Source organism: Rhizobium sp. PAMB 3174 (assembly GCF_052908375.1).
In genome coordinates this window covers 2095252-2115541 of record NZ_CM128608.1, presented here as the reverse complement: position 1 = coordinate 2115541, position 20290 = coordinate 2095252, and the positions used below count along the sequence as shown (strand labels likewise).

The 20290-nt window shown below is 59.6% G+C and carries 16 protein-coding genes and 3 tRNA genes; 16 read left to right on the top strand and 3 right to left on the bottom strand.

The window, feature by feature from the left end:
- Window positions 1-224 precede the first annotated feature (224 nt).
- Both ACU5AY_RS10100 and ACU5AY_RS10095 read left to right on the top strand, forming a co-directional pair.
- Window positions 225-1907 carry a methyl-accepting chemotaxis protein gene (locus tag ACU5AY_RS10100; protein ID WP_446826109.1) on the top strand — a complete coding sequence of 561 codons (1683 nt, stop codon included), beginning with the start codon at window positions 225-227 and terminating at the stop codon, window positions 1905-1907.
- 209 nt (window positions 1908-2116) lie between these two features.
- Window positions 2117-2464 carry a VanZ family protein gene (locus tag ACU5AY_RS10095; protein ID WP_446826108.1) on the top strand — a complete coding sequence of 116 codons (348 nt, stop codon included), beginning with the start codon at window positions 2117-2119 and terminating at the stop codon, window positions 2462-2464.
- Between the two features lie 344 nt (window positions 2465-2808).
- Here ACU5AY_RS10095 and ACU5AY_RS10090 read toward each other — a convergent pair whose 3' ends face one another.
- From ACU5AY_RS10090 to ACU5AY_RS10080, 3 genes are all read right to left on the bottom strand, one after another.
- Window positions 2809-6570 carry a hypothetical protein gene (locus ACU5AY_RS10090; protein ID WP_446826107.1) on the bottom strand — a complete coding sequence of 1254 codons (3762 nt, stop codon included), beginning with the start codon at window positions 6568-6570 and terminating at the stop codon, window positions 2809-2811.
- A gap of 411 nt (window positions 6571-6981) precedes the next feature.
- On the bottom strand, window positions 6982-8607 hold the full coding sequence (locus ACU5AY_RS10085; RefSeq protein WP_446826106.1) for a tyrosine-type recombinase/integrase: 1626 nt from the start codon (window positions 8605-8607) through the stop codon (window positions 6982-6984).
- Between the two features lie 66 nt (window positions 8608-8673).
- Window positions 8674-8749 (bottom strand) — tRNA-Val (locus ACU5AY_RS10080).
- Window positions 8750-9040: 291 nt separating this feature from the next.
- Here ACU5AY_RS10080 and ACU5AY_RS10075 point away from each other — a divergent pair.
- The 14 genes from ACU5AY_RS10075 to nuoH all read left to right on the top strand — a co-directional run bounded on the left by ACU5AY_RS10075 (window position 9041) and on the right by nuoH (window position 20250).
- Window positions 9041-9117, top strand: a tRNA-Asp gene (locus ACU5AY_RS10075).
- 24 nt (window positions 9118-9141) lie between these two features.
- A tRNA-Asp gene (locus ACU5AY_RS10070) sits at window positions 9142-9218 on the top strand.
- 113 nt (window positions 9219-9331) lie between these two features.
- On the top strand, window positions 9332-9925 hold the full coding sequence (locus ACU5AY_RS10065) for an AAA family ATPase (RefSeq protein WP_446826105.1): 594 nt from the start codon (window positions 9332-9334) through the stop codon (window positions 9923-9925).
- Between the two features lie 281 nt (window positions 9926-10206).
- Window positions 10207-10572 carry an NADH-quinone oxidoreductase subunit A gene (locus tag ACU5AY_RS10060; RefSeq protein ID WP_261930474.1) on the top strand — a complete coding sequence of 122 codons (366 nt, stop codon included), beginning with the start codon at window positions 10207-10209 and terminating at the stop codon, window positions 10570-10572.
- Entirely contained in the window at window positions 10563-11147 is a 585-nt protein-coding gene (locus tag ACU5AY_RS10055) for a NuoB/complex I 20 kDa subunit family protein (RefSeq protein WP_446824591.1), read from the top strand. Before ACU5AY_RS10060 ends, ACU5AY_RS10055 begins: the two co-directional genes overlap by 10 nt.
- Before the next feature lie 18 nt (window positions 11148-11165).
- Window positions 11166-11768, top strand: coding sequence for an NADH-quinone oxidoreductase subunit C (locus ACU5AY_RS10050; RefSeq protein ID WP_446826104.1), 603 nt, complete (start codon window positions 11166-11168; stop codon window positions 11766-11768).
- 18 nt (window positions 11769-11786) lie between these two features.
- Window positions 11787-12977 (top strand): NADH-quinone oxidoreductase subunit D, encoded by a 1191-nt coding sequence (locus tag ACU5AY_RS10045; protein ID WP_446824589.1) that lies wholly within the window; start codon window positions 11787-11789, stop codon window positions 12975-12977.
- A 54-nt stretch (window positions 12978-13031) separates the two neighbouring features.
- Entirely contained in the window at window positions 13032-14069 is a 1038-nt protein-coding gene (gene nuoE / locus ACU5AY_RS10040) for an NADH-quinone oxidoreductase subunit NuoE (protein ID WP_446826103.1), read from the top strand.
- A 10-nt stretch (window positions 14070-14079) separates the two neighbouring features.
- Window positions 14080-15384, top strand: a complete 1305-nt coding sequence (nuoF, locus tag ACU5AY_RS10035; protein ID WP_446826102.1) for an NADH-quinone oxidoreductase subunit NuoF — start codon at window positions 14080-14082, stop codon at window positions 15382-15384.
- Window positions 15385-15394: 10 nt separating this feature from the next.
- On the top strand, window positions 15395-16129 hold the full coding sequence (locus tag ACU5AY_RS10030; protein WP_446826101.1) for a helix-hairpin-helix domain-containing protein: 735 nt from the start codon (window positions 15395-15397) through the stop codon (window positions 16127-16129).
- Window positions 16129-16617 (top strand): DUF3291 domain-containing protein, encoded by a 489-nt coding sequence (locus ACU5AY_RS10025; protein ID WP_446826100.1) that lies wholly within the window; start codon window positions 16129-16131, stop codon window positions 16615-16617. The genes ACU5AY_RS10030 and ACU5AY_RS10025 overlap by 1 nt, the downstream gene beginning before the upstream one ends.
- On the top strand, window positions 16617-17078 hold the full coding sequence (locus tag ACU5AY_RS10020; protein ID WP_446826099.1) for a DUF3291 domain-containing protein: 462 nt from the start codon (window positions 16617-16619) through the stop codon (window positions 17076-17078). The genes ACU5AY_RS10025 and ACU5AY_RS10020 overlap by 1 nt, the downstream gene beginning before the upstream one ends.
- 34 nt (window positions 17079-17112) lie before the next feature.
- Window positions 17113-19194 carry an NADH-quinone oxidoreductase subunit NuoG gene (gene nuoG, locus ACU5AY_RS10015; RefSeq protein ID WP_446826098.1) on the top strand — a complete coding sequence of 694 codons (2082 nt, stop codon included), beginning with the start codon at window positions 17113-17115 and terminating at the stop codon, window positions 19192-19194.
- Between the two features lie 12 nt (window positions 19195-19206).
- Window positions 19207-20250 (top strand): NADH-quinone oxidoreductase subunit NuoH, encoded by a 1044-nt coding sequence (gene nuoH, locus ACU5AY_RS10010; protein ID WP_261930464.1) that lies wholly within the window; start codon window positions 19207-19209, stop codon window positions 20248-20250.
- The last annotated feature ends 40 nt before the right edge of the window (window positions 20251-20290 follow it).

The following is a 20290-nucleotide window of genomic DNA, read 5'->3' as shown; positions in this document are numbered from 1 at the left end:
AACAATTGCAGGCGGAGTAATACCGATAGTGCATGTTTGTGTACCAATATTCACTACCGCTATTGACAAATGTCAGTTTGAATTGGGTGTTTATTGATATACCAGCCGAAATTTACTGTCGCTATTTTTGTAAATCATGCAAATTAGGATGTTCTTTAATACCGAATTTTAACAATTGAAAGCGAACCATGGCTGCAATCTCGGGTGGGAATGCAGGGGTGCCCATGTTTGTGAATGCAGCAGCGCAGGATATGGAAGCGGTTGGAAAATCGCACGCCGTCATCGTCTTCAAGCCGGACGGCACGATCCTGGAGGCGAACGAAAATTTCTGCCACGTCATGGGGTATCGGCCGGAGGAGATCGTCGGCAGGCATCATTCGATTTTTGTCGGCGAAGACTATGCTGCGAGCCCGGACTACCGTGCGTTCTGGGATGGCCTGAGGAAGGGCGAGTTCGACCGCCGGCAATACAAGCGCATCGCCAAGGGCGGGCGGGAAGTCTGGATCGAGGCGTCCTATAATCCGGTCGTCAGGAACGGCAAGGTGCTGCGCGTGCTCAAGATCGCCACCGACATCACCGCCTTCAAGCTGAAGGCCCTGGACGACGCCGCCAAGCTCGAAGCCGCGTCGAAATCGCAGGCCATCATCGAATTTTCGCCCGACGGCACGATCATCGCCGCCAATGCCAATTTCTGCTCGACGCTCGGCTACAAGGCGGACGAGATCATCGGTCGCCATCATCGCATCTTTTGCGAGCCGTCCTATGTCAATTCCGCCGCCTATGCGGAGTTCTGGCCGCACCTTGCGCGCGGCGAGCACTTCAACGGTGAGTTCGTCCGCTTCGCCAAGGATGGCCGCGCCGTCTGGATCCAGGCCGTCTACAATCCGGTCTTCGACGATCGGGGCAGGGTGGTCAAGGTCATCAAGTTCGCCGTCGACGTCAGCGAGCGGATGACCTGCCTCGACAAGCTCGGCCGCGCCATCGAGGCGGTGGCCGACGGCAACCTCGCCGTCTCGCTCGACGAGCGCTTCACGCCGAGCATGGAAAAGACGCGCGCGGACTTCAATCATGCGGTCGGCGTGCTGCGCTCCTTCATGGAGCAGGTTCTGCAGAACGCCCGCGGCATCTCGGCAAGCGCCGGGCAATTGCAGGAGGCCTCCGACGATCTTGCCCGCCGGACCGAACAGCAGGCGGCTGCCGTCGAGGAAACGGCGGCGGCCCTGACCCAGATCACCGAAACGGTTGCGAGCACCAGCGAGCGGGCGACCCAGGCCGGCAGTTCGCTGACGTTGACGCGCAAGACTGCCGAGGAATCCGGCCGCGTCATGCGCGACGCCATGGGCGCCATGGCCGAGATCGAGCGGTCGTCCGGAGAGATTTCCAAGATCCTGAGCGTGATCGACGGCATTGCCTTCCAGACCAATCTCCTGGCGCTGAATGCCGGCGTCGAGGCGGCGCGGGCAGGTGAGGCGGGCAAGGGATTTGCCGTCGTCGCCCAGGAGGTGCGCGAACTGGCGCAGCGCTCCGCGACCGCCGCCAAGGAAATCAACGCGCTGATCGGCGAATCGGCCGCGCATGTCTCCCAGGGGGTCTCCCTCGTCAAGGCGACCGACACGTCGCTGTCGGGAATCATCGGGCAGCTCGCCAGCATCGACATGAATGTCGCGGCGATTGTCGAAGCGTCGCGCGAACAGTCGAGCGGCATTCGCGAGATCAACACGGCGATCAACGTGATCGATCACGGGACGCAGCAGAATGCCGCCATAGCCGAGGAATCGACGGCGGCCAACCATTCGCTGGCCGGCGAGCTCGATACGCTGATGCAGCAGCTTGCCCGCTTCCGCACGACGGCCGCGCCGTCCTCCCGCGCCGCCCGCCCGGCGCTTGCGCTCGCCGCCTCCCGCTAGGGTCGGCAAAACGCAGGAATCGCCCGCGGTGCCGGCATGCGGAGGTTCGTGACGATTCGCGGAGAGTTCTGATTGCCGATCTTCCGGACAGGGATCGCCCGTCGCCCGCCGTCCGTGCCTGGCGGCGGGCCAAGCGCGGGCAGATCCCTGTTTGCAGCCCGCAGAAGCCCCTTGCATGTTTTGCAATGCGCTCTAGGTTCATCTCCACCATGGATAGAGTTTTTTTCAGAGTGGCCGCCTGGGCATTGCTGGCGGCCATTGTTTTGGTCACCGTCTCCCCGATCGGCCTCAGACCCCACACCATCACGACGGTCAACCTGGACCGGGCGGCGGCCTATGCGGTGATGACCTTCGTCTTCACCTTCGCCTATCCCAGGCAGTGGAAATGGGTACTGTTGTTCTGCGCCGTCGCGGCGCTTGGCCTCGAGCTCGCCCAGGAACTCTCGCCCACCCGCCACGCCCGCCTGCACGACGCCGTCATCAAGGTCGCCGGCACCCTCTGCGGCAGCGCCGCCTACTGGGTTCTCGCCCAGATCCGCGCGCGTCGGCTTGGGTGAGCGCCGAAAAACCGCAAGCATGGTCAGGCACTGCGGAGCGCTCGGGAGATGTGTTCTAGGAAAAGAAATGGTGGGCGATGAGAGAGCGTCCACCATCCGCTTAAAGCCTTGAATTACTTGAACCCGGCCAGCGGCGAGGGAGACACGATGTCTCCCTTTTGTGTCTCTGCATTGCACAGGCCCATAGAGGAGGCAATAGGGTATTCGCCCCAAGCCACTCTTGCCGACATCAGGCATGCTGCGCGGACAATAAAAAGGTGAACGGTCAACGACCTCGTAAAGAGCGCATATAGAGGACAATGCTTTTGATGAGCCGTTGGGAATTGAACACGACCTATCAACCATCACGTGTCCCGCAACTTGTCTAATTCAGCTCTTTCATCTTCCCGAACAGCATCGTGCTCGTAGCTTTCGGCAATGCGGTTGAGCATCATTGAGGTTGTGGGGAATGTAGAGGTAGCTTTAGACCACTCTTTATATTGCCGCGCGATTTCTCGTTCCTGCTTTCCACCTTCGTACAGTGACTTACTGTAAACACCCCGCATATTGTATCGCTCAGTCATGATCCCACGCTCGATGTCCTCAATGGTAAGGCTATCTAGCAACTTACGAACAGCGATGTGCGGCCAGGCTTTGTCCTTATCTTCGGGTGCATGTGCCAGCATGTGCCCTATGTACAGGTCGGTAATTGCGACCCTATCCTCCTCGGCGCCGAGTTTTCGTACCTCTTGTACCCAGGCCATTAGCTTTTCGTAATCAATTGCGTCGCCTTCTTGGCCTGGGATCGTATGGAAATCTGATAGCACTCGGTAATCGTTGCGCCACTTTGCTCTCTGCTGCTCTGAGTTTTCAATGGTATCGCCCTCTGTTGCTTCCTCTCGCTTTGTAGCGGGGCCAAAGACGGACTTTATCAAAGACATGTAGAACGCTGGATCTTGAGCCATCAGCTTATGTATTACAAGCTTTCGTGGACGACGTTCCATGAACGGAAAGTATGCATACTCCATTTGCGCAAGGTCGCTAACCTCTACGTCTTGCCTTTTGTCCAGTTCCTCAAAGACATGCTCGACGTAGTAGCCCGTCATCTGGCCAAGCTCCTGCGGATTGCCTGCCTCAATTAGCAATCTAAGCATCGTCAGAAGCATACTACTAGGCACTGCCGCAATGATCCTGTGGGATGCCTGCAGAGCTGCCGCTGGCCTGGAAGCGAGTAGATAATTCTGTATCGCATCCATCGATGCCGGGGTGGGACTTTCAAGGCCGAACGGATACTTTCTAGACCAATAGAGTTGCTGGACCTCGGATTGTAGTCCCTTAACATATTCCCATGTATCTTCGTTATCAGGCCAATTGAGTAGAAGGGCTGTAACCAACTCGGGGCTCCAACCCTCATTGGCAGCATCTGCTATCAAACGCTGCTTCCACTCGTCACCCGAATTGTTGCGTCCGCCCGCAGATAGGACCCGCGCAAAGTCAATAGCTGGTGGCGTATCGTGGCTAAGAGATGCTTTGATCCACATACTAATCTGATCTGGATCAGTCGTAATATCTAAGAGTGATACAGCCACTGTCTCGGGGCGGCCTGCCAAATCAATGAGGCGGAATACCTCTGCATGGTCGCCAGCTTCGAGTATTTCGACTAGTGCCTGCGTCCTAAGCTGTTTAAGCTCTGTGTCATTCTCGTCAAAGCTCGTGCCTACTTGTACTGACCACTCTCTGAACAACCAACTCACTCGCTCCACTACGTCGTCGGCCTGATGACGCCGCACTATGTCCTGTAGTGTTGCAAGCTCGTCCCTGGACATCGCCCATTGAGCGTCCGCGAAAGCTAAATGCTTGTTAAGCAGGTCGTTCAATGCTGACCAAACGGCCTTTATCGGCTGGTCTGTCGATGATAGCCAACTATCGAGGGCAGCGAACGCGCTCGCTCTTTGTTTAGATGGCCAGTCATCTAGCCGACCGATGACATCGATCCACCGGGAGCTGTTGCCTGTGACCTGTTCCAGCACACGTTCTATAACGTAATCTTGAGCCGCCCACACTTTGCCGTTCGTAAGTACCTCTTGCTGCGAAGCGCCTGCTTCCCTGAATTTAGGCTTTCTGGTGGGGCTACTCGTGTCATGAGAGCGAGGCAGCAGCGACATAAGCAACTCCCAGCCCACCTCGGGGACGGCGTCCATAGTTTTGTCGATGACACGCAGCCTGTGCTCCAACGAGGCATGGGTTTCCGGCGCCCATGATAACAAAATGGTTCTTAGGCTATTGATGGGCCTGTTTGTTGTCCTTCCACCTGGGTCAATCTTCGCCAACTTCGCCAGTAACTGCGATACCTGTTCTAGGTAACGAGGATCCCATGCCAGAGTTTCGAGTGCCCACAGGACGTATGTATGTGAACTCGTTGGAGCGAATAGATCGTCGTCTGTGCTAAAGAAGCCAAGGGCCTTCGTTCCATCACCCTCGAGTAGTTCCCCGAGGGCGGCTAGCAAAGGGCGGGGTGCTGCCTCCATCAGCATCCAAAGCTCGTTCTTCATGCTGGCAATGAGCCGATGGTCTGACGCAAGCCCCGGTATACTTGCAACGACACCCTCAACCCATTGCTGAGGGTTTATGCCTGGAATGTTGAGGTCAGCCTGTTTGCTCAACACTGCGACCTGCAATAACGTGTTTGCAATGCCGTCTCGTAGCCAACTACTGTGCTTCCTCGGGGCGGTGCCGGGCAGCACAAACGGTGCGTCTGGATCAACGGGAGCGTCGATCTCAGAAAAAACCTTGTTCGCAGCTACGCCCAATCTGTCTAGATCACTCTTGCCGATCAGATGCGCCAGATGGACGAAAGTATCAACGGGTGCGCGAATTTTCCAGATGGGTCCTTCGCTATCTATGGGAGGGTCCTGTGATTTCGCTAGCTTCCGTAAACCGCTCTCGAAGGTGGGGTAGTCATCATTTGTGATCAATGACTTGACCACATCGCAATCTGCATCGTTTCCTCCATCCCATCCCCCTGCCAGTACCGCTGGAATGAGGGTGTGTCCTTGCTCAACCCATGCAGGTGGAGAGATGTGCCCAGCACCAAACTGCCTTGCTAAAACGACTATGCTGCGCCCTGAGTGACGGGCGAGGCTATCAGCTTCGCCATCAGGCAGTCCTAGTGACTGGAGTGCCTTTGCAAACTCATGCGTTGACGGCCGGTTGAGGAAGCCTTGTCGGCTTGGTTGATCTCGGCCAAGGGCAATCAGCGTAGGTCCAATGTTAGACAATTGCCCCGATAAGACGTTCGCCTGAAGCCTTGGAAAGAAAATATGATTCCGCCCTCGGTCTCGGGCAAAGGAACGTGCCGCGTGCTGGGTATCGAGAACCAGTATGCGGCTCTCCAGGAATAGTCGCGTATCCCACTCTGCTTTGCGAACAGCCGCAATAGCGAAGGCAATAACCTCATCAGGGGCGTCAGCCGCAATCTGAATGGGGCCATGACCTTGCAGAAGACCCTGCAGGAGTTCGTCAGCTTGCGCCTCTCGCCCGCAAAGTAGAACCTCCTCGGTGAGTGGTATCTTGAACCTGTATGTGAATTCGTCCCAAAATTCGCCAGCGCTCTGCACCCCTTCTAAGGGGCGCAACTGCATCTCTACTGCATATCTAGCTGATACGCCGGGGCATAACTCTAGCCAATTCTCTAGCTGTACACCGTCAAGAAAGATGATGTCCTTCCAGTTCGTCGACTTCTTTCGGTCATCAATCCAGTCTGGGAGTTTTTTCTTGGGATCATCCCAGGTATAGGGCGAGGCAAGTACGAGCGTTATATCTTTTTGCTTGTCGGCCGGGACCTGTTCGGAGCGCTTGTCGAAGTCGCTCAGCGCTTTAGCAGCATTTGCCCCGCTTGCTCCAAATTCCCATACGGACAACCCATCGGGTACATAGGGCGGAACGCCAGCTGCCTGAAGCCACCCGTCGAAGCCTCGTACTTGCCCCTTGTTACCACTTGGAAATCTAAAACTCTGGATTTCTTTGGCTGTAGCTCTAATCAGATCTGCTATCAATTCCGGGAAAGTGGCACGCGCGGTTAATGTCGCCGCCCAGTGCTGTAGGTCAGTTGCCGTAATCCACTTCATCGCCGCGCTACCCCCCGGCCTCAACATTAGCGTGCGCGTACAGCTTCCCTGCCTGTGAGATTGGTATGGCGAAAAAGCATGAAGCCAGCGAAGGCCAGCAAAGTTATGATGATGATTTCCAAGGAAACAGCCCCCGTATGGAAGGGCGGTCGTCGCGGTGCGTCCCCGCGAATGGCCCTTCGATCTCTGGTGATCGGGGAGTTCGAAACCGCATAGCACGGCCCCACGGCCTTTAGTTCGGAGAACCTGTTGCATACGCCGCAGGCTCCCCGACCATAGGTCGAAGAGTAGTGCTGATTTGGCAGCACACCTAGCTATGAGGGGTTTCGACGCCCCGAAGCCGCACGTACGGCTCCAAGGCCTGTTTCTAGTATTCACGAATCGCTGTCAATCCTGAAGGAGTTTGTCAGGTTATTTGGTGCCGAAATCCAGCTTCTGCATAGCCTCGTTAAGCTGGGAAATCGTGTAGCCGCGCTTGAAATAATTCTGCTGCGTTACGCCTTTCCGCGTATGCCCGACGATGGCCTGCACGACTGGTTCATCAACGTTGGCCCGCATGAGTATGGTGACAACCGTATGCCGCAGACTGTGGAAGACAAGCCCGCTGTCCTTGAGGCCGAGCTTTGGCAGCAGTGTATTGTTGAAGTGTCTGCCCAAATGCCTTCCCCAGCCATTTTTCGGGTCATAGCTGAAGCTGGGGAAAAGCTTCTGTTGCCCTCTTTGCCCCATGGTGGCGACATATTCCGGTAATCCAAGCTCGATGAGGCGCGGATGCATCGGCACGAGGCGGCGGGACGCGTCCGTCTTCAGGCTTTTGCGGTCGCCCTCGTCGTTGAAGTCGAAGCACCATATGCCTTCGACCTGCCGGACGTCCTTGATGTGAAGCTGGGCAATCTCATTGAGCCTAGCGCCGGTATAGATACCGATGAGCGGTCCCCACTTCTGGTAGTCTTTCCTTGCAAGGTCACGCTCATTGGTCAGAACGGCTCGAAGAATGCGGTTAATTTGCTCAGACGTGAAGGGGATGCGGCTTTCCTGGCTGCGCACCTTGTTCTGCCTGATGCCAAGCCCAGCAAAATAGTTCTGTTCGATATGTCCGTTCCGCTTCGCCCAATTGAACAGGTCGCCATAGGTCTGGAGATATTTGTTCACTGAGGTGGTACCCAGCTTCTCAATGCTGGGCATGTCCAGAATTTCGGATAGGGGCCGGTTCCCGCGCGTGGCCTCGTTCTTCTCGCGGTTCTTCGGATAAACCCTGAGCGTATCCTTGACCTTCTTCGCTTCCAGCGCGCCTATGGTCTTGATGTCGGTATCCGCGCCGAACATCTCGACCAGTAGCTCCATGTGGCTGATTTTCTCGCTCTCTGTCTTCGCTGCCCAGTTCTTGCCGTCCTTCTTGTCAGCCGTATAGCCTCGTATCGTTTCGGCAAGAGACATGCCTTGTGCCTTGGGGGAAGGCTGCAAGGCGGACGTGGGTGCTGCCAGTGGATCAAGATCGAAATCGGCTGCCGATGCGTCGTAGTCCAATACGTCGGTAAGAAAGCGGCGATAGCCCCGCTTCATGTCGCGTTCCAGCTTGCTATAGAGGTCGGACCCCCTAGCAATGTCGAGGCGGTATTTCTCGATGAAGCGAGCGAGCATTTCGTCGTCCGGCTTCGTGAGAGAGAGCGGGGCATCTGTTTCGTTTGCCTGTTCGGCCACGGCAAGGCTGGAGCGGTAAAGATCGATGTCCGCAGGGGGCAGACCGCCCGTTGCGTCGATGTCCTTTTTGGTCAGGTCCCTGAGTTCCTGAAAATGGCGCTGAAGGATAGTACGCAGTTCTTGGTAGTCCATGCGGCAGGCAATTCCGACATTATTATAGTGTTCGCCTATGTGGATCATCAGGCGGGACAAACGCAATGCTTTTTGGGGATCGCGAGTCTGTAGCGACACCTTGATGTCAGAGGCTAGTTTCTGTGGATGGATTTCACGGGGAAGGGGCCAGCGCAGATAGAAAATGCCGTTGCGTGACTTCAGGATATAGGTGGGATTATACAAGCCAATGTCTCACTTGAATGGCTCACTGACCAAATTCAAGAAGTAAGGCTTTGATTTTAAAGAGAATGGTGGGCGATGAGAGACTCGAACTCCCGACATCCTCGGTGTAAACGAGGCGCTCTACCAACTGAGCTAATCGCCCGTGCGCGTTGTGCGGATCAGTCGTCCGCCGCGTCGGTGGCCGTGATCTATGCGCATCGGAAAAATTCCGCAAGAGGGTCCAATCGATTTTTTTGCTTTTTTCAACGCTTCCGGCGTCCGCAGGGCAGGGAAGGCGGCAGGGCGCGGGCAATGCCATTATAAAAAGAATGCGTTCTCTGTTTTTGTCTTCCAAACCTGCTTGACACCCCCATTCGAACCGCTTAGTTAGCCGCACACCAAACGGCAACGCCGCTTGGCGGGGGCGGCAACGTTCCCGAAGATTTCGAAAAGTGCGGGTGTAGCTCAGTTGGTTAGAGTGCCGGCCTGTCACGCCGGAGGTCGCGGGTTCGAGCCCCGTCACTCGCGCCACTTTCGACAGTCTTCAAACAATGCGCGGGTGTAGCTCAGTCGGTTAGAGTGCCGGCCTGTCACGCCGGAGGTCGCGGGTTCGAGCCCCGTCACTCGCGCCACTTTTTCTTTCGGGCCATTGCCCCTTTCTCCCTCATCATCCGAGTCGCTGCGCTTCATCTTACGCCGAAGCGCCGTTTTCCTTCCCGTTCCTTGTCCGTGGTGGAGAAAGACCGTGAACGAATCTGATTATGATCCTGAATTGATTCGGCAATGCGCCGATCGCTTCTTCGTGCTGACCGGCTGTTCGGGCGGCGGCAAATCGACGCTTCTTTCTGCGCTGGCGGCAAGAGGGTTCGCCACCTATCCCGAGCCCGGACGGCAGATCGTCCGCGAGCAGCAGGCGATCGGCGGCGATGCGCTGCCCGGCGAAAATCCGTTGCGTTTCGTCGAACTGGTGGTGTCGCGGGCGATCGCCCAGCGGGTGGCGGCGGCGAGGGAAGGGCGGATCGCATTCTTCGATCGCGGTCCGGTCGATGCGCTGGCCTATCTCGAGATGAAGGGGATTGTGGTGCCGCCCTGGCTCGAAAACGCGGTCCGGTTGCTCAAGCACAATGCCCTGGCCTTCGTGGTGCCGCCGTGGCCGGAGATATTCCGGAAGGATGTCGAACGCCGTCACGATGTCTCGGCGGCGATGGCGGAATACGAGGCGTTGCTGCCCGCCTATCGCCACTTCGGCTATCGGCTTGAGGTGCTTGAGCGGACGTCGGTCGAAAGTCGGGCGGAAAGGGTGGCGGCCGCGGTCAACGCGTTGTTCCCGTACGGCTGATGTGAGTCGGCCCAGTTCATGACGGATATCAATCAGATCGTTTTAAGCGCTTGTGACCAAATCTGTTGCAATCGTGATGCTGCGTTGCGAAGTTTTGTCGCGACTCCGAGATCAAGCCTTGATAAAGTCGTCCGCGTAGTGGTTCAAAGGCCGCTAACGGCTTGCGCGGCAGCGCAGGCTGCGCTAACCACGGCTCGTTGCAACACAGACAATTACGGCCTGTCGAATTTGGACGTTCGCGCCGCCCGGCGCAGATCCACGGACAGGCAGGGACGGACTGAATGACTGACCTTCTCGGTTCCTATATTCCGATCGCAATCTTTATCGGCATTTCTCTGGTGATCGGCCTTGCTCTGCTGATCGCGCCGTTTGCCGTCGCCTTCAAGGCGCCCGATCCGGAAAAGCTGTCGCCCTTCGAATGCGGCTTCAATGCCTTCGACGACGCGCGCATGAAATTCGACATCCGCTTCTACCTGGTGTCGATTCTCTTCATCATTTTCGACCTTGAAGTCGCCTTCCTGTTCCCGTGGGCCGTTTCCTTCGGCGATATCGGCTGGTTCGGCTTCTGGTCCATGATGGTCTTCCTTGGCGTGTTGACCATCGGCTTCATCTACGAATGGAAAAAGGGAGCTCTGGAATGGGAGTGACCGCGGAAAAGACGACGCTCGTCGCGCCGCAGCCCAAGGGCATCATCGATCCGGCAACCGGCAAGCCGGTCGGCGCCGATGACGCATATTTCGGCGAGATCAACGACGAGCTGGCCGACAAGGGCTTTCTGGTCACCTCGACCCGCGACCTGATCACCTGGGCGCGCACGGGTTCGCTGATGTGGATGCAGTTCGGTCTGGCCTGCTGCGCCGTCGAAGGCCTGATGCAGGTGTCCGGCCCGCGCTACGACATGGAACGCTTCGGCGTCGCACCGCGCGCCTCGCCGCGCCAGTCGGACGTCATGATCGTCGCCGGCACGCTGACCAACAAGATGGCGCCCGCCCTGCGCAAGGTCTACGACCAGATGCCCGAGCCGCGCTACGTCATCTCCATGGGCTCCTGCGCCAATGGCGGCGGCTACTATCATTATTCCTATTCGGTGGTGCGCGGCTGCGACCGTGTCGTCCCCGTCGACGTCTACGTACCGGGCTGTCCCCCCACGGCAGAAGCCCTGCTGTACGGGGTTCTTCTGCTGCAGAAGAAGATTCGCCGCACCGGCACGATCGAACGCTAAGGGTGAAGGGCAGAGCGAATGACTGAAGTCTTCAACGAGCTTGCGTCTCATATCAAGGACGCGCAGAGCTCTCACCTCGTCGGCGTCGAAGTCAAGCATGGCGAACTGACGGTGACGACAACCACCGCCGGCATCATCCCGCTTCTGACGTTCCTGCGCGATGACGTGCAGTGCGGTTTCGTCAACATCGTCGATATCTGCGGTGTCGACTATCCGCAGCGCGCCGAGCGTTTCGATGTGGTCTACCACCTCCTGTCGCCGCGCCAGAACGTGCGCATCCGCGTCAAGCTCGCGGTCGCCGAAGACGTGGCCGTGCCGTCGGCAACCTCGGTCTATCCGGGCGCCGACTGGTTCGAGCGCGAGGCCTGGGACATGTACGGCATTCCCTTCTCGGGCCATTCCGACATGCGCCGCATCCTCACGGATTACGGCTTCGAAGGCCATCCGCTGCGCAAGGACTTCCCGGTCACCGGTTTCGTCGAAGTGCGCTACGACGACGAGTTGAAGCGGGTTCTCTACGAGCCCGTCGAACTCAAGCAGGAATTCCGCAGTTTCGATTTTCTGTCGCCCTGGGAAGGAACGGATTACGTTCTGCCCGGCGACGAAAAGGCCGCGAAGTAAGGACGGAAGGCTAGCTCCATGACAGAACACAACGTCCGCAACTTCACCATCAACTTCGGTCCGGAACACCCGTCTGCGCACGGCGTTCTGCGCCTCGTGCTCGAACTCGACGGCGAAATCGTCGAGCGCGTCGACCCGCATATCGGTCTCCTGCATCGCGGTACCGAGAAGCTGATCGAGACGAAGACCTATCTGCAGGCCGTGCCCTATTTCGACCGCCTCGATTACGTGGCGCCGATGAACCAGGAACACGCCTTCGCGCTCGCCGTCGAAAAGCTTTTGAAGCTCGAGATCCCGATGCGTGGCCAGCTGATCCGCGTTCTCTTCTCCGAGATCGGCCGTATCCTGTCGCACATCATGAACGTCACGACGCAGGCCATGGACGTCGGCGCGATGACGCCGCCGGTCTGGGGCTTCGAAGAGCGTGAAAAGCTCATGGTGTTCTATGAGCGTGCCTGCGGCGCGCGCATGCACGCCGCCTATTTCCGCCCCGGCGGCGTCCACCAGGACATCCCGCAGAAGCTGGTGGAAGATATCGGCAAGTGGTGCGATCCCTTCATCAAGGTGCTCGACGACATCGAAGGCCTTCTGACCGACAACCGCATCTACAAGCAGCGCAACGTCGACATCGGCGTGGTCAAGCTCGAGGATGCCTGGGCCATGGGCTTCTCCGGCGTCATGGTGCGCGGTTCGGGCGCTGCCTGGGACCTGCGCAAGGCGCAGCCCTACGAGTGCTATTCCGATCTCGACTTCGACATTCCGATCGGCAAGAACGGCGACTGCTACGACCGCTATCTGGTGCGTATGCACGAGATGCGCCAGTCGATCCGCATCATGAAGCAGTGCGTCGACCTGCTGCTTGGCAAGCACGCCGTCGGCCCGGTCTCGTCGCTCGACGGCAAGGTCGTTCCGCCGAAGCGGGGCGAAATGAAGCGGTCGATGGAAGCACTGATCCATCACTTCAAGCTCTACACCGAAGGCTACCACGTGCCGGAAGGCGAGGTTTACGCCGCCGTCGAAGCACCGAAGGGCGAGTTCGGCGTCTATCTGGTGTCGGACGGCAGCAACAAGCCGTACCGCTGCAAGATCCGCGCTCCGGGCTTCGTGCACCTTTCGGCCATGGACACGATGAGCCGCGGCCACCAGCTCGCCGACGTGACCGCGATCCTCGGTTCGCTTGATATCGTATTCGGAGAAGTGGATCGCTGATTTGTAGCGGTCCTGAACCCGTATTTTGGAATTTGAGATAAGGCGCGAAGAAGAATGTCCGTTCGTCGATTAGCCGAAGATAACGTCCAGCCAGCCGCATTCGCCTTTACGGCGGAGAATGCCGCCTGGGCCGAGGCGACCATCAAGAAGTATCCGGAAGGCCGTCAGCAGTCTGCCGTCATTCCGCTTTTGATGCGGGCGCAGGAACAGGATGGCTGGGTCACCAAGGCAGCGATCGAAGGCGTCGCCGACATGCTCGGCATGGCCTATATCCGCGTCCTCGAAGTGGCGACCTTCTACACCCAGTTCCAGCTGAAGCCGGTCGGCACCAGGGCGCATATCCAGGTTTGCGGCACGACGCCCTGCATGCTGCGCGGCGCCGAAGACCTGATCAAGGTTTGCAAGAAGAAGATCCACGCCGAACCCTTCCACACCAATGCCGACGGCACGCTGTCCTGGGAAGAGGTCGAATGTCAGGGCGCCTGCGTCAACGCGCCGATGGTCATGATCTTCAAGGACAGCTACGAGGACCTGACGGCCACGCAGCTCGAGCACATCATCGACCGTTTCGAAGCCGGCCGCGCCGACGAGATCCGTCCCGGCCCGCAGATCGACCGTGTCTATTCGGCGCCCGTCGGCGGCCTGACGTCGCTGACCGGCGACACCACGCCGTCGAAGAAGGCCGACGCCGCCAAGGCCGAGACCGCCTCGAAGGAAACGGAAGCCGAAAAGCCGGAACAGAAGGGCAAGCCCGACGGTGCCACGCCGAAGCCGGTTGAAGGCGAGGTCGCCGCTTCGCAGCCGGCGCTCGACGACGCCAACCGTCCGTCCGCCATCGACAAGCCGGAAAAGCCCGACGACCTGAAGCTGATCTCCGGCGTCGGGCCGGTGCTCGAAGGCAAGCTGAATGGCCTCGGCATCTATACCTATGCGCAGGTTGCCGCATGGAAGAAGAACGAGATCGACTGGGTCGACGGCTATCTGAGCTTCAAGGGCCGGATCGAGCGCGACGAGTGGATCAAGCAGGCCGATGCGCTGGCGCGCGGCGGCGAGGAAGAATATGTCCGCGTGTTCGGCAAGAAGCCGCGGTAAGGGGTGAGACATGCTTAAAGATCAAGATCGCATCTTCACCAATATCTACGGCCTCAAGGACAAGTCGCTGAAGGGCGCCATGGCCCGCGGCCATTGGGACGGCACCAAGCAGCTGCTCGAAAAGGGCAGGGACTGGATCATCAACGAGGTGAAGGCCTCCGGTCTTCGCGGCCGCGGCGGCGCCGGCTTCCCGACCGGTCTCAAGTGGTCCTTCATGCCGAAGGAATCGGACGGTCGTCCGCATTACCTCGTCGTCAACGCCGACGAATCCGAACCCGGTACCTGCAAGGACCGCGACATCATGCGCCACGATCCGCACACGCTGATCGAGGGCTGCGTCGTCGCCTCCTTCGCCATGGGTGCGCATACGGCCTACATCTATGTCCGCGGCGAATTCATGCGCGAGCGTGAAGCCCTGCAGTCGGCCATCGACGAGTGCTATGACGCGGGTCTCCTCGGCAAGAACAACAAGCTCGGCTACGACATCGACATCTTTGTCCACCACGGCGCCGGCGCTTATATCTGCGGCGAGGAAACCGCGCTGCTCGAAAGCCTGGAAGGCAAGAAGGGCCAGCCGCGCCTGAAGCCGCCGTTCCCGGCCAACATGGGCCTCTACGGCTGCCCGACGACCGTCAACAACGTCGAATCGATCGCCGTCACCCCGACCATCCTGCGCCGTGGCGCCGGCTGGTATTCGAGCTTCGGCCGCCCGAACAATGCCGGCACCAAGCTGTTTTCGATCTCGGGCCACGTTAATCGCCCGTGCACGGTCGAAGACGCCATGTCGATCACCTTCGAAGAACTGATCGAGAAGCACTGCGGTGGCATCCGCGGCGGCTGGGACAACCTGCTCGCCGTCATTCCCGGCGGTTCTTCGGTTCCCTGCGTTCCCGGCGCCCAGATGAAGGACGCCATCATGGACTATGACGGGCTGAAGGAACTCGGTTCGGGTCTCGGAACGGCAGCCGTCATCGTCATGGACAAGTCGACCGACATCATCAAGGCCATCTGGCGCCTCTCGGCTTTCTACAAGCACGAGAGCTGCGGCCAGTGCACGCCGTGCCGCGAAGGCACGGGCTGGATGATGCGCGTCATGGAGCGCATGGTGAAGGGCAATGCCCAGAAGCGCGAAATCGACATGCTGTTCCAGGTGACCAAGCAGGTCGAAGGCCACACCATCTGTGCCCTCGGCGATGCGGCCGCATGGCCGATCCAGGGCCTGATCAAGCATTTCCGTCCGGAAATCGAGAAGCGCATCGACCAGTACACCTACAACGCCATGGCAAACGGCGTTCCCTTGGAAGCCGCGGAGTAAGGGCAGGGACATGACAGGCAAGGCGCCAGGCAAAGGCAAGAAGACGCCCGCGGAAGTTTCCGCGGACGATCTCGGCCGCGCTGCCGCCAAGCTTCTGCGCGATGCGCCAGCCCCGCCGCTCTTTCCTCTGCTCGCCCATCCGACGGCGGCCATGGCGGCTGCCACCGCGATCGGGTTCGGCCTGACGACGCAGATGGCGAGCGCCTTCCTCGGCGCGATGCAGGGCGCGTTTGATACCGCCGACCGCCTGTCGAAGGCCGCTGAAGCCGACGCCGCGAAGGTGGCGCCCGAGACCACGGCAGCGCCTGCCGAACCGGCTCCGGCCGCCGAACCGCCGAAGGCAGAGCCTACCGTCGTCGCCAAGGCGGCGAAGCCAGCTGCCAAGAAGGCCAAGCCTGCGACTAAGGCCGCAAAGCCTGTTGCCACGAAGGCACCGGCAAAGAAGGCGGCAAGCGCCAAGGCACCGGCTGCGAAGACCACGAAAGCGCCGTCGAAGCCTGCGCCGGCGCCGAAGGCCAGGCCGCGCGCCGCATCCGGCAAGGCGGACGACCTGAAGCAGATTTCCGGCATTGGCCCGAAGCTTGAGGAAGTCCTGAACTCTATGGGCTATCGCAGCTTTGCCGATATCGCCAAGCTGGACGCAAAAGCCATCGCCAAGCTCGAAGCCGATACGGGCCTCACAGGTCGCATCGGCCGGGACGACTGGGTCGGACAGGCGAAAGCATTGTTGGGAAAGGAGGGGTAATGCAATTGGCACAGGTCAATATCGCCGAACTTCTCCATCCCCCGGGGGATCCCAGGGTTGCCGCCTTTGTCGACAACGTCGCGCTCATCAACGCTCTTGCCGAGCGCGCTGACGGTTTCGTCTGGCGGCTGCAGGAGAAGGGCGAGGTCGAGACGATCTTCGACAATCCGATGATGACGGCGACGCTCAGCATCTGGCAGAGCCCCGAGCATCTGGAACGCTTTGTCTGGAAGACGGTGCACAAGAAATTCTACGGCCGCCGGGCCGAATGGTTCTCGCATCTGAAGAGCCATTACCTGGCGATGTGGTTCGTGGAGGAGGGCGAGCGGCCGACGCTTGAGGAAGGCAAGGCCCGCCTCGATCACCTCGACCAACATGGTTCGACCGACTACGCCTTCGACTGGCCCTATCTCAAGTCGTCGGAGCTGTGGAAGTCCTACCGGCTGGAAAGCCAGCTTGAGCGCATGCCGGCGGAGGGCAACGCCTGATGCATCTAGCCGAGCTCAACATCGCCCGTCTGAAATACCCGGCCGACGATCTGCGTGTCGCCCCCTTCATGAACGCGCTCGATCTCGTCAACGGGATCGCCGAACGGTCCGAAGGCTTCGTCTGGCGGCTGAAGGACGAGAGCGGCAACGCCACCGACGTGAAGGCGTTCGACGACGAACGCATCATCGTCAACATGAGTGTCTGGCGCGATGTCGCCAGCTTCGAGAATTTCGTATGGAAGACCGTCCACAAGCAGTTCTATGCGCGCCGGGACGAATGGTTTTCCATCATGGATAAGCAGCACTTCGCCATGTGGTGGGTCGAGGACGGACATGCCCCGACGCTGACCGAAGCGAAGGAGCGGCTGGATTATTTGAACGAACACGGCAACAGCGACCATGCGTTTTCATGGTCGCATTTGCCGGAGGTGAAACTCTGGCAAAGCGCCCGTTGTGCTTGAGACACAAAGGCGTGCGTGAAGCAGGAAGGCAGATATGGCAAAGCTGAAGGTCGACGGTAAGGAAATCGAGGTTCCGGATCATTTCACGCTGCTGCAGGCGTGTGAGGAAGCCGGCGCCGAGGTACCGCGCTTTTGTTTCCACGAGCGGTTGTCGGTCGCCGGCAACTGCCGCATGTGCTTGATCGAGGTGAAGGGTGGCCCGCCGAAGCCGGCAGCCTCCTGCGCCATGGGCGTGCGCGACATCCGCGGCGGCCCGAACGGCGAGCTTCCCGAGGTCTACACCAACACGCCGATGGTCAAGAAGGCCCGCGAAGGCGTGATGGAATTCCTGCTCATCAACCACCCGCTCGATTGTCCGATCTGCGACCAGGGCGGCGAATGCGACCTGCAGGACCAGGCCATGGCCTTCGGTATCGACAGTTCGCGCTACACCGAGAACAAGCGCGCGGTCGAAGACAAGTATATCGGCCCGCTGGTCAAGACGGTCATGAACCGCTGCATCCATTGCACGCGTTGCGTTCGCTTCACCACCGAAGTCGGCGGCATTTCCGAGCTCGGCCTCATCGGCCGCGGCGAGGATGCGGAAATCACCACCTATCTCGAGCAGGCAATGACCTCGGAACTGCAGGGCAATGTCGTTGACCTCTGCCCGGTCGGCGCGCTGACCTCCAAGCCCTTCGCCTTCACCGCCCGTCCGTGGGAACTCGGCAAGACCGAAACGATCGACGTCATGGACGCGCTCGGCTCGGCCATCCGTGTCGACACCCGCGGCCGCGAAGTGATGCGCGTCATGCCGCGCGTAAACGAGCAGGTGAACGAGGAGTGGATCTCCGACAAGACCCGCTTCATCTGGGACGGCCTGAAGACCCAGCGTCTCGACAAGCCTTATGTCCGCAAGGACGGCCGCCTGCAGCCCGCCAGCTGGGCGGAAGCATTTGCCGCCATCAAGGGCGCGGTTTCGGCCACCAGCGGCGACAAGATCGGCGCAATCGCCGGCGATCTCGCATCTGTCGAGGAAATGTACGCCCTGCAGGAGCTGGTAAAGTCGCTCGGCTCGGAAAACCTCGATTGCCGTCAGGACGGCACGCAGCTCCATCCGGCATTCGGCCGTTCGAGCTATCTCTTCAATGCCACCATCGAAGGCATTGAACAGGCTGACGCCTTGCTGATCGTCGGCGCCAACCCGCGCTATGAGGCGGCTGTCCTGAACGCCCGCATCCGCAAGCGCTGGCGTCGCGGCAACTTCCCGATCGGCGTGATCGGTGAAGCCGGCGAGCTGCGCTACGGCTACGACTATCTCGGCGCCGGCCCGGACACGCTGAAGGAAATCGCCGATGGCGCGCATCCGTTTGCGGAAGTCCTGAACAAGGCCGAGCGTCCGCTGATCATCGTCGGCCAGGGCGCGCTGTCGCGCACCGACGGTGCGGGCGTTCTCGCCACCGCCGCCAAGATCGCCGCTGCCTGCAACGCCGTCGTCGATGGCTGGAACGGCTTCTCGGTCCTGCACACCGCCGCCTCCCGCGTCGGTGGTCTCGACCTCGGCTTCGTGCCGGGCGCCAACGGCCAGGATGCGGCCGCGATGCTGGAAGGCATGGATGTCCTCTTCCTGCTCGGCGCCGACGAACTCGACTTCAGCAAGAAGGCTGCGAAGTTCACGGTCTACATCGGTTCGCACGGGGACAACGGCGCGATGAGCGCCGACGTCATCCTGCCGGGCGCCGCCTACACCGAGAAGTCGGGCACCTGGGTCAACACCGAAGGCCGCGTCCAGATGGGTAACCGCGCCGGCTTCGCACCGGGCGATGCCCGCGAAGACTGGGCGATCATCCGTGCCCTTTCCGACGTTCTCGGCAAGAAGCTGCCGTTCGACTCACTGGCAGCGCTTCGGGCAAATCTCTACGCGGCCCACCCGCATTTTGCGGCGATCGACGAGATCGCCGTCGGTGGCAGCGGAGAAATTGCCGCACTTGCGAAAAAATCGGGCAAGATGAACAAATCCGGGTTTGCAAGCACCGTCAAAGACTTCTATTTGACGAACCCGATCGCCCGGGCATCCGCCGTCATGGCCGAATGCTCGGCATTGGCCCGCAACAATTTCAAAGTCGCGGCAGAGTAAGGGCAGGGGACTATGGATTCTTTCGTTTCAACCTATGTGTGGCCTGCGGCCATCATGATTGGCCAGTCTCTGCTGCTGCTCGTCTGCCTGCTGGTCTTCATCGCCTACATCCTGCTGGCCGACCGCAAGATCTGGGCGGCCGTTCAGCTGCGTCGCGGTCCGAACGTCGTCGGTCCCTGGGGTCTGTTCCAGTCCTTCGCCGACCTTCTGAAGTTCGTCTTCAAGGAGCCGATCATTCCGGCCGGCGCCAACAAGGGCGTCTTCCTGCTGGCACCGCTCGTCTCCGTGACGCTTGCGCTCGCCACCTGGGCGGTCGTGCCGCTCGCCGATGGCTGGGTCGTCGCCAACATCAATGTCGGCATCCTCTACGTCTTCGCGATCTCGTCGCTGGAAGTCTACGGCATCATCATGGGCGGCTGGGCTTCGAACTCGAAGTACCCGTTCCTCGGTGCGCTCCGCTCGGCGGCGCAGATGGTCTCCTATGAAGTGTCGATCGGCTTCGTCATCGTCACCGTGCTCCTGACGGCAGGTTCGCTGAACCTGACCGACATCGTCAATTCACAGCAGCACGGCATCGGCACGATGATCGGCCTGCCGAACACGCTGCTCGACTGGAACTGGCTCGCCCTGTTCCCGATGTTCATCATCTTCTTCATTTCGGCGCTGGCCGAGACCAACCGTCCGCCTTTCGACCTTCCGGAAGCGGAATCGGAATTGGTCGCCGGCTTCATGGTCGAATACGGCTCCGCTCCGTACATGATGTTCATGCTCGGCGAATATGCCGCCATCGTCCTGATGTGCGCGCTGACCACGATCCTGTTCCTCGGCGGCTGGCTGCCTCCGGTCGACGTCTGGTTCCTGAACTGGGTCCCGGGCATCATCTGGTTCGTGATCAAGGCCACGATGGTGTTCTTCATGTTCGCCATGGTGAAGGCATTCGTTCCGCGCTACCGCTACGACCAGTTGATGCGTCTCGGTTGGAAGGTCTTCCTGCCGATCTCGCTCGCCATGGTCGTCATTGTCGCATTCGTCCTGAAACTCGGCGGCTGGGCATGATCATGCCGGCTGTTGGTTTCAAGAAAACTGGAGAATAAGG

Coding starts and splice junctions, on each gene's coding strand:
- ACU5AY_RS10090 (WP_446826107.1), bottom strand. CDS start 6,570: ATGAAGTGGATTACGGCAACTGACCTACAGCACTGGGCGGCGACATTA.
- ACU5AY_RS10025 (WP_446826100.1), top strand. CDS start 16,129: ATGCAATTGGCACAGGTCAATATCGCCGAACTTCTCCATCCCCCGGGG.
- nuoF (WP_446826102.1), top strand. CDS start 14,080: ATGCTTAAAGATCAAGATCGCATCTTCACCAATATCTACGGCCTCAAG.
- ACU5AY_RS10095 (WP_446826108.1), top strand. CDS start 2,117: ATGGATAGAGTTTTTTTCAGAGTGGCCGCCTGGGCATTGCTGGCGGCC.
- ACU5AY_RS10030 (WP_446826101.1), top strand. CDS start 15,395: ATGACAGGCAAGGCGCCAGGCAAAGGCAAGAAGACGCCCGCGGAAGTT.
- ACU5AY_RS10055 (WP_446824591.1), top strand. CDS start 10,563: ATGGGAGTGACCGCGGAAAAGACGACGCTCGTCGCGCCGCAGCCCAAG.
- ACU5AY_RS10060 (WP_261930474.1), top strand. CDS start 10,207: ATGACTGACCTTCTCGGTTCCTATATTCCGATCGCAATCTTTATCGGC.
- ACU5AY_RS10050 (WP_446826104.1), top strand. CDS start 11,166: ATGACTGAAGTCTTCAACGAGCTTGCGTCTCATATCAAGGACGCGCAG.
- nuoH (WP_261930464.1), top strand. CDS start 19,207: ATGGATTCTTTCGTTTCAACCTATGTGTGGCCTGCGGCCATCATGATT.
- ACU5AY_RS10100 (WP_446826109.1), top strand. CDS start 225: ATGTTTGTGAATGCAGCAGCGCAGGATATGGAAGCGGTTGGAAAATCG.
- ACU5AY_RS10045 (WP_446824589.1), top strand. CDS start 11,787: ATGACAGAACACAACGTCCGCAACTTCACCATCAACTTCGGTCCGGAA.
- ACU5AY_RS10020 (WP_446826099.1), top strand. CDS start 16,617: ATGCATCTAGCCGAGCTCAACATCGCCCGTCTGAAATACCCGGCCGAC.
- nuoG (WP_446826098.1), top strand. CDS start 17,113: ATGGCAAAGCTGAAGGTCGACGGTAAGGAAATCGAGGTTCCGGATCAT.
- nuoE (WP_446826103.1), top strand. CDS start 13,032: ATGTCCGTTCGTCGATTAGCCGAAGATAACGTCCAGCCAGCCGCATTC.